The 8,631-nt window shown below is 68.6% G+C and carries 6 protein-coding genes and 1 pseudogene; 3 read left to right on the top strand and 4 right to left on the bottom strand.

Annotation, left to right across the window (positions count from 1 at the left end; translation table 11 throughout):
- From aztD to aztB, 4 genes are all read right to left on the bottom strand, one after another.
- On the bottom strand, nucleotides 1-1,130 hold a 1,130-nt coding region (gene aztD, locus ACFWFI_RS37750), incomplete at its 3' end, for a zinc metallochaperone AztD (RefSeq protein ID WP_387399508.1).
- A gap of 88 nt (nucleotides 1,131-1,218) precedes the next feature.
- Nucleotides 1,219-2,205, bottom strand: a complete 987-nt coding sequence (gene aztC / locus ACFWFI_RS37745; protein ID WP_387399506.1) for a zinc ABC transporter substrate-binding protein AztC — start codon at nucleotides 2,203-2,205, stop codon at nucleotides 1,219-1,221.
- Nucleotides 2,202-3,458 (bottom strand): hypothetical protein, encoded by a 1,257-nt coding sequence (locus ACFWFI_RS37740; RefSeq protein ID WP_387399505.1) that lies wholly within the window; start codon nucleotides 3,456-3,458, stop codon nucleotides 2,202-2,204. The genes aztC and ACFWFI_RS37740 overlap by 4 nt, the downstream gene beginning before the upstream one ends.
- Before the next feature lie 9 nt (nucleotides 3,459-3,467).
- A complete protein-coding gene (gene aztB, locus ACFWFI_RS37735; RefSeq protein ID WP_387399503.1) occupies nucleotides 3,468-4,322 on the bottom strand; it encodes a zinc ABC transporter permease AztB in 855 nt (284 codons plus the stop codon).
- A 14-nt stretch (nucleotides 4,323-4,336) separates the two neighbouring features.
- Between aztB and aztA the strand changes: the two genes are divergently transcribed.
- The 3 genes and pseudogenes from aztA to ACFWFI_RS37720 all read left to right on the top strand — a co-directional run.
- The gene (gene aztA / locus ACFWFI_RS37730; RefSeq protein ID WP_387399502.1) at nucleotides 4,337-5,080 is read left to right on the top strand and encodes a zinc ABC transporter ATP-binding protein AztA; all 744 of its coding nucleotides are present in this window, start codon (nucleotides 4,337-4,339) and stop codon (nucleotides 5,078-5,080) included.
- 416 nt (nucleotides 5,081-5,496) lie between these two features.
- Complete coding sequence (locus ACFWFI_RS37725) at nucleotides 5,497-7,815, top strand: FhaA domain-containing protein (RefSeq protein WP_387399500.1); 2,319 nt, start codon at nucleotides 5,497-5,499, stop codon at nucleotides 7,813-7,815.
- Nucleotides 7,816-8,127: 312 nt separating this feature from the next.
- Nucleotides 8,128-8,631: pseudogene (locus ACFWFI_RS37720) on the top strand (SGNH/GDSL hydrolase family protein); the annotation flags it as partial.

Raw genomic sequence — 8,631 nt, 5'->3', positions numbered from 1 at the left:
GATTCGATGTCGATGGCGTGCAGGGAACTCCTGCTGGGTTCGGAGACGTACGCGGTGTGATCGCGGACGAAGAGGGTGGGCCGGGGCTGTTGCCAGTCCAGCGGTTCCTCCCACTTGCCCACCGCGGGGATCTTCTTCTCCACCTTGCCGGTATCCGGATCGATGACGTGGATGGCACCGTCGGTGCCGAGGACGAGTGCTTCGCCGTGCGGTCCCCGGGCGAGCGAGCGGAACGAGTAGCTGGTGCTCAGCTCGACGAGGCGGAGCTTCGCCGTCTCGGTATCGATCAAGGAGACCCGGGTCGGCCGCTCCAGTTCCGCTTCGGGGTCGGTCTTGTAGTCGCCGAGGAGGACCGGGGACTGCTCGCTGCCGGCCTGATTGCCGATCCGCCCGTAGTCGTCAGGGGCGTCGACCTTGGTGAACCTTCCGTCCTTGTAGATCAGGACGCCGTCCTCGCAGCCGACGGCGACGGCCTCGCCCCGGGCCGCGGCTTCGCCGTGGACGCCGGGACAATTCTCGTTGCGTGCGGTCTCCTTGTTCTTCTCGTCCAGGACAAGGGCGCCGGTGCGCTTCTCCTCGGTGCCGAGGGTGCTGAGGAGTTGGCCGTTGCTCAGTTCGATGGCGACGCCGTGGTGGGCCTCGGCCGAGGTGTAGGTGCGGCCTTCCGGCTTCTCTCCTGAGCTCAACTCGGCGGGATCGAAGACGTCGACCTTCCCGGTGCCGTCGGTGAAGAGGACGGTCTTCCCGGCGTGGCGGACGACATGGCCGGGCTTGGCGCCTGCGTACTCGATGTCGGTGAGCGCCTGTCCGGTGGCGTTCAGCACGCGGAAGCCGCTATCGGTGGAGACGACGACGTGGTCGTCGTCTCCGGCGGGATTGACGCGGTTGAAGCCGGGCAGCTCGATGGTCCTGGTGAGCTCGAGGTTTTCGCCGTCGAGGATGTACAGGCCACCGTCATAAGTGGCGACGAGCGGGTCCTTGACCACGTCGGCGGGTGTGGCGTTCGACGTGTCCTTCGACTTCGTGTCGGACGAGGAGGCGCCCTCCCCTCCGCAGGCTGCCAGGACCGTGGACACCGCCAGGGCGAGTGCCGTTCCCGTGAGAGATCTGTTGCGTATCGACTTGTTCATCGGTCTTGTTCCTTTGCTGGCCGCGAGGTGGCGGCGGACGATGCGGGACGGGCCGGGCCGGCCGGTCTCCGCGTGGGCAGAACTGGATTCAGCCGCCGGTCAGGCCGTCGGTCATGGCGGTGGTGTTGGCACGCATCATCTGCAGGTAGGTGCCGGCGCCCTCGTTCTTCTCGGTCAGCGACTCCGAGTACAGCGCGACCACGCGCACGTGACCGCCCAGTTCCGTGCGCAGCACCTCCGCCAGCTTCTTGGGCTGGGAGGAGTCGGCGAACACGGTCCGTACCCCTGCCTCCTCCATGGCCCGGGTGAGCGTGCGCAGATCGGAGGAGCTGGGTGAGGCGAGTGTCGTGCCGCTGGGGATGACCGCCCCGACCACATGGAGGCCGAAGCGGTCGGCGAGGTAACCGAAGACGTGGTGGTTGGTCACCAGGGCGCGGTTGTCCTCGGGGATCCGGTCGAAAGACCTCTCCATCCAGGTGGTGAGGTCGGCCAGCTGTTTGTCGTAGCGGGCGGCGTTCGCGCGTACGGCGCCGTCGTCCACGCCGTCGACATGTTCGACGACCTGGTCGGCGATCAGACCGGATGCCTTGCGTACCCGGTCCGGGTCGGTCCAGAAGTGCGGGTCGAGTTGCCCGGCCTCCTCTCCCGGTCCGCCGTCGTCGCCCGCACGGAAGGTGAGCGGGTCGACGGCCTTGCCCGCCTCGAAGGTGGCCACCCCGGAATCGCGGGCGGCGTCCACGTGCCGCAGCACGTTCTCCTCCAGGCCCAGACCGTTGAAGACCACGAGGTCGGCGCGCTCCAGCTCAGCGGCCTGCACGGCCGACAGGCCGAAGGAGTGCGGGTCCGCGTCGGGCTTCATCAGGACGGTGACGTCGGCCTCGTCGCCGACGATCTCGCGCGTGATGTCGCCGAGGATGTTGGTGGTCACCACGATGCGGGGCTGATCGCCACCGGTGGTGCAGGCGTTTCCTGCCGCGGCCGTGGTCAGGGCGAGCAGGCCCATGAGCAGGCTGCGCAGCCGTGCGACCCGTACCCTTGCGCGCTGCGTCGCCCCAGCCTTTCCCGTGGACCTCATCGTCCGGTCTCCGCCATCAGGTGCGGCTCGATGTCCACGTCGAAGGAGCGCGCGACGCGCAGGTCGTCGTTGTAGTCGATCTCGTACACCCGTTTGCCCTCGGGGTCGTTGACATAGGCGCGGCTCCGGTCGACCTCGATCACGGGTGCGTTCTTGTCGGCGCCGGTCCGCTGAGGGCCCGTCAGCAGACGTTCGGTACGGGAGATCTGCTTGCCGGTGGCGATGTCGTAGCCGTGCAGCGCCCCGTCGGTCTCCAGGACCAGCAGCGGAGAACCCTCCCCGGCGGTGCCGGCCGCGACGACGGGCCCGGTCTCCACCCGCTTCCAGGCGCGGTCCGTGACGTCCAGGACCCACACGGCCTCGTTCCCGGCCGGTGCGGTGAGGGTGTCGCTGCCGGGCCGGTGCCGGAACACGGCGGCACGCTCGGCTGCGGGGGCGTCGTCGCCGTACGGGATCCTGTCGGCGGTGAAGGCGCCGTCCATCTCGCGCACGAGCAGGGCGCCGTCGGCGCATCCGAGGACCACTCCGCGACGGGTGACGGCGTCGCCTCGCGGATCCTCGCACTCGACGTCCGGGGACGCGACGGGCCGGCCCTCGCGGTCGTACACCGAGACCTTCGCCGTTCCGCTCCGGTTCGTGAGGGCAAGCAGGTGTTCCGCGTACGGTACGACGGCACCGGTGTGCGTCCCGGGAAGCGAAGGGAGCGAAGGGAGCGAACTGATGCTGCCCTTCTCCAGCTTCGTGCGGTCGTAGAGTTCGGTTCGGCCGTCCTTGTCCGTGACCGCGGTCACGGTCGCGTCGCTGCGGACCTGCGCGCCCGGGCCCGCGGGGAGGCGGCCGACGTCACGTATCGCCGCGCGGTAGTAGTGCACATGGTCGCCGTGGTCCACCGTCCACGCACCGCTGTCGAGCACGTGCGCGCCCTGGGGGGTGTGGAGGTAGCCGAAGCGGCCGTCCGTGTTCAGCTGTGCGGTGTCCGCCACCTGAGCCGTCCGGTGCACCTTGCCGGTCATGAGGTCGAGCACCCGGCTGTCACCACTGCCGGGGTCGTTGAGCAGCAGGCGGGACTGCTGCTCGGCGGCTTCTTCGGCTCCTTCGACGTAGCCGTGCGGAGTGTCGGCGGAGGAACTCGCCTCCGGTGCGGACTCGTCGGCGGTCTGCCCCGCGCAACTCGTGGCGAGCAGCGCGGTGAGCACCAGTGCGGCCGAGGCCCACGGAGTGACGTTTCTTCGGACGGTCAGGACGATCGCCACAGGTTTCCTTCAGTTGGCTGTCGGGACGGCAGGGGCGGCAGGGCGCGCGCGGCGGTGGCGCAGGCCGGATGCCAGGTGGGAGAGGAAGAACAGGCTCACAGCGAGGGCCGCGACGGTGGCGCCGGCGGCGGTGCTCAGATGCCAGGACAGCAGCAGCCCGCCGAAGGTGGCGGTGATGCCGATGAGTGCGGCGAGCACCATGACCCCGCGGACGCTGCGCGCCCAGGGCAGCGCAGCCGCCGGAGGGGCGATGAGCAGGCCGAGGACGAGCAGCGTCCCCACGATGTGGAACGAGGCGACGATCGCGAGGCCCAGCAGGGCAAGCAGTACGGCGTGCGCGAGACGCGGGCGCAGCCCGAGCGTCCGGGCCTTTCGCGGGTCGAACGTCAGGGCGAGGAAGGCCCGGTGGCCGAGGGCCGAGACGCCCAGCGCCACCAGCAGCGCCGCTCCCAGCAGGAACAGGTCCTGCTCACGGACGGCGAGGACGTCACCGAACAGGAAGCCGGTCAGGTCCACGGCGAAGGACTGCGAGCGCGACACGATGATGACGCCGAGCGAGAGCATGCCCACGAACAACAGGCCGATCCCGGTGTCCTGGGAGAGCCTCGGAGTGCGCCCCAGCACGGTCACGCCCGCTGTCATCACCACCGCGCTCGCCACCGCTCCGACGAGCAGGTTCCCGCCGAACAGTGCGGCCAACGCGACTCCCGGCAGGAGCCCGTGGGACATGGCGTCCCCGAGGAAGGCCATTCCCCTGAGCACCACCCAGGTTCCGGCCAGCGCGCAGATGGCGGACACCAGGATTCCGCCCCACAGGGCTCGCTGCACAAAGGTCACTTCGAACGGTGCCGTCAACCACTCCATGCGGCGACACTACAATGAAAATCATGTTCAACAAACCCCGCTCCTCGCCCGCCGAATCTCGGGACCGGACGACACGCATCCACCTCACCGAGCTGTGCGCCGGCTATCCAGGCCGTCCAGTCCTCCATGAACTCAGCGCATCCATACCGGCGTTGGCCACAACGGCACTCGTCGGTCCGAACGGCAGCGGGAAGTCGACGCTGCTCGGGGTGCTCGCGGGCGTGATCGACCCGACATCGGGAGACCTCCGCCACGAAAGCGATCAGCCTCCCGCTTTCGTCCCCCAGCGCGGCGCTGTCGGCGACGCCCTGCCGCTGACCGTCCGGCAGACCGTGGAGATGGGGCGCTGGGGCGACCGCGGCCCCTGGCGCCGGCTGACCCGGCGTGACCACGCAAAGGTGGACACCGCACTCGACCGGCTGGGCATCGGCAACCTCGCCACGCGTCAGCTCGGCGAGCTGTCGGGCGGGCAGCGGCAGCGCGCCTTGATCGCACAGGGGTTGGCGCAGGCGTCGGACCTGCTGCTCCTGGACGAGCCGACCACAGGGCTCGACCCGGAAGCCAGGGACCGGATCACGGCGGTCCTGGCGGAGCTGGTCACCGACGGCGTGACGGTCGTCCACGCCACGCACGACCTGGGGGCCGCACGCTCGGCGGACACATGTCTCCTGCTGCGCGACGGTCGCCTGGCGGCACGGGGCCGTCCCGAGGACGTCCTCACCACATCCGCGCTCGCCAAAGCCTGGCAGCCGACCTGACGCGCGGAAGTATCGCCCCCGGGCCGGCGCCGGCGTGCGATGCCGTGGCCTGCGGGCAGGCCCACGTTCCGGTCGAGCACTGGTCCGGACCGAGAAAGGAACCTCCGAGCAGGCCTGAAGCCGGTTGCAAGGTACAACTCGCACAGTCGACCCGCCGCTCGGACGCCCCAACCGGTCCGACGAGGGCCGCTCCGGTCACGATCCCGGGTCCGGGGCGCCCGACAGCGACCGAAGGAAACCGACTCGGGGCCTTACCGACGGGCCACCCCGGCATGACTCAGCCCCGTCGCACGCGGGTTTCGCGCCGGCTCGTCGGACCCGGAATCGGCCGAAGCGGGCGACTGCGGGGACGATCGAGTGAATCGCGGCGACACAGCGCAGTAACGGGCGAAATCTGGCTAAAAAGGATCCAGTCAGTGAACGCACATTCGCTCAAATGGAGGGCGATCCGTACTGGAAGGCTGACAGTGGGAACGCTGAACAAGCTGGAACAGCGCTTCGAATCCTGGGTCAACGGCGCCTTCGCCAAAGCTTTCAAGTCTGCGGTGCAGCCCTTGGAGTTCGTCGGCGCGCTCCGGCGCGAGTGTGACGTCAATGCCAGAATCTGGAGCCACGACCGCACTGTCGTACCCAACGGCTTTGTCATCGAGCTGAACACCGACGATCACGCATTGCACAGCACGTGCCTGGTGATGCTCGGCGAGGAGCTGGTCGAGAAGGTACGCGAGTACGCCGAGTCGCAGCACTACACCTTCGTAGGCCCTCTGAAGGTCCAGTTGCAGTGCGCGGATGATTTGGCGACCGGCCGCTACCGGGTGCGGAGCCGGATCGAGATCCCGCCGGACGTCCAGCAGGCCATGGAAGCCGCCGAACGCCGCGCGCTGTCGGCGCGCGAGTGGGGCGGCCACGGGCAGACCATGGCCTGGAGGCAGCCGCCGCGGCCCCCGAGCAGGGAGAAGCAGGTACTGACCGTAGAACAGTTTATAGAGCATGAATTGTCGATCGACCAAAACGGCATGCTGGTTCGAAGAAATGTCCGCGCGGTGGCCAATTCGTCGCAGCTTCGAAGCATGAAGGCTCTCGGGACAAAGGGTGCTGACGCTCCCGAGCTCCTTCCGTCCAGCCAAGGAACCCCGGCCCGCTTGCACGGCTTCCGGCCCCCTGATGTTCCTGCGGCAGGTGCCGACCGGCCGAAGGATATTGGTGCTGAGGTCCAGAAATGCCTTCCTGCCGGCCGACCGGAGCTGTCTGTGTCTGATGTCGAGGACCGCCCCCGTGAAGAAGCGCCTCGCCAACCAGAACAACACGGTAAATCGATGGCCGAAACATCCCGCCGCCGACGCGCCGAGGCGGTCCCCAAGAGCTCTTCCAGATCATCGAAAGGACTGAACAGTATGACAAATGACCGTGACATCAGCACCGGCAGCCCCGCCCCTGAGGGGGAGGAAGACAGAGCGGACGCATTCGGAGGCCACAGGCCGGCGGATCGGTATGCCACCGGCGAGCCCCAGGTCGCCGCTTCGAGGGAATCCCGGCCGTTGGTCCGGTCGACCGACGCGCTTGCGCCCGGCGAATTCGGACTGCAGCCTTCCACCAACGGGTCCGCAGCCGCTCATCCGGGTGCGGCTCCCTTGTCACGCCCGTACACCGGGGCTACGCAGCCGTCACGGTTCGCCGATGGTCCACCGATCCACCACCGGGCGGCACCGACCTACGCCCCCGCGGCACTCGGGCTCCCGGGGCATGGCAGCGCGTTGGGGCACAGCTCATCGGTCGAGCTCTCGGCCGACCGCCTCCTGCGCAACAGGACCGGCATGCGAAACAGTCTGAAGAAGCTGCGCATCGGCGGAAAGAGCGCCGAACGAGTACGGCAGCAGAAGCTGGCGGTACTCCACACCCCGGTGATGGACTGCTACAAGATCGCCGTCATCAGCCTGAAGGGCGGAGTCGGCAAGACCACCACGACCACCGCCCTGGGCGCGACGCTCGCCACCGAGCGACAGGACCGGGTAGTGGCGATCGACGCCAACCCCGACGCCGGCACGCTCAGCCGCCGGGTGCGCCGGGAGACGAATGCGACCATCCGTGACCTGGTCGCCGATCTCCCGAACCTGCCCAACTACATGGCGGTGCGGCGCTACACGTCCCAGTCCCCGAGCGGCCTGGAGGTTCTCGCCAACGACGTGGACCCCTCCCTCTCCACGGCGTTCAACGACGAAGACTACCGTCAGGTCGTCGGCTGCCTCGGGCAGCACTACCCGATCATCCTCACGGACTCCGGCACCGGCCTGCTCCACAGCGCCATGGGCGGCGTCCTGGCCCTTGCCGATCAACTGATCGTCGTCGCCACGTCCAGCGTGGACGGCGCTGCCAGTGCGAGCACCACCCTGGACTGGCTCAACGCCCATGGATACGCGGACCTGGTCCAGCGGAGCATCACCGTGGTGTCCGAACCGCGCAAGACCAGCAAGATCGTCAAACTGAACGACGTGGTGGCCCACTTCCGTGCTCGTTGCCGGGGTGTGGTGGTGGTCCCCTTCGACGAACACCTCTCGGCGGGAGCGGAGATCGACCTGGACAAGATGAAGGCGCAGACTCGCGAGGCGTACTTCAACCTGGCGACGCTCGTGGCCGCAGACTTCCACCGCACCCAGTCCGAGCCCGCGGGCTGGCCCGCACTCCCGCACTCCGGTTACAGCTCGGCCAGCGTCTTCTCGGCTCCGGTCTGGGGCTGACCGCTTGCGTTCCCCGCTATGAATGCGCGGCTCGGCGTGGTGCCCTCGGCGACACCGCCTGGCCACGGTCACCCCACCCGCCGCCGCGAAAGTCGGGTTGGTTCGAGCATGTCGTCGCCGGCCTGCGGCCCTGCAGGTCGGCACCACGACCGCCGCCGCGGTCCGCCGGAGGCGCGCAAGTCGCGTCCTCGCGGTGGTAGGCGCCGTGGCGTCGGCGGATCCACCTCACAAACGGTCCCATGGTTCCATTAGGGGCATCGACCTGTTACGGTTCCCTCACTTAACGGAACCTGACTCCCATTAGGAGTGGTCGTGGGTACCCCCTACGTGCGCCGCATCGCCGCACCTCTCTTCGCCGGATCCCTCGCCTTCGGCATCCTGGCGGCTCCGGTCGAGGCAACACCTGCCGCCTGGGCGGCGTCCTGGGGCGCCTCTCCCCAGCTGCCCAGCACCGGCTTCACACCCAACTGGTCGCAGGAAGGCTTCTCCCACCAGTCCGTACGCCAAGTCGTCCGCGTCACCAAGGGCGGCAGCCTGGCCAGAATCCGGCTTTCCAACGCGTACGGCACCTCGCCACTGCAGATCACCGGTGCGACGATCGCCCGCACCGCAGAGGGGGCAGCGGTCGAGAAGGGGTCGGTCCGCCACCTCACCTTCAACGGCGGACGGTCGACCCGGATACCGGCTCACGGCGAGCTTCGCAGTGACCCGTCCGTGCTGAACCTGAAGAGGCTGGAGTCGGTCACGGTCACGCTCTACTTCGCGGGGACCACGGGCCCGGCCACCTTTCACTCGCAGGGCTGGGCCGACACCTTC

This window comes from Streptomyces sp. NPDC060209 (assembly GCF_042728155.1).
Classification (GTDB): Bacteria; Actinomycetota; Actinomycetes; order Streptomycetales; family Streptomycetaceae; genus Streptomyces.
This window is presented reverse-complemented; position numbering and strand designations above follow the sequence as displayed.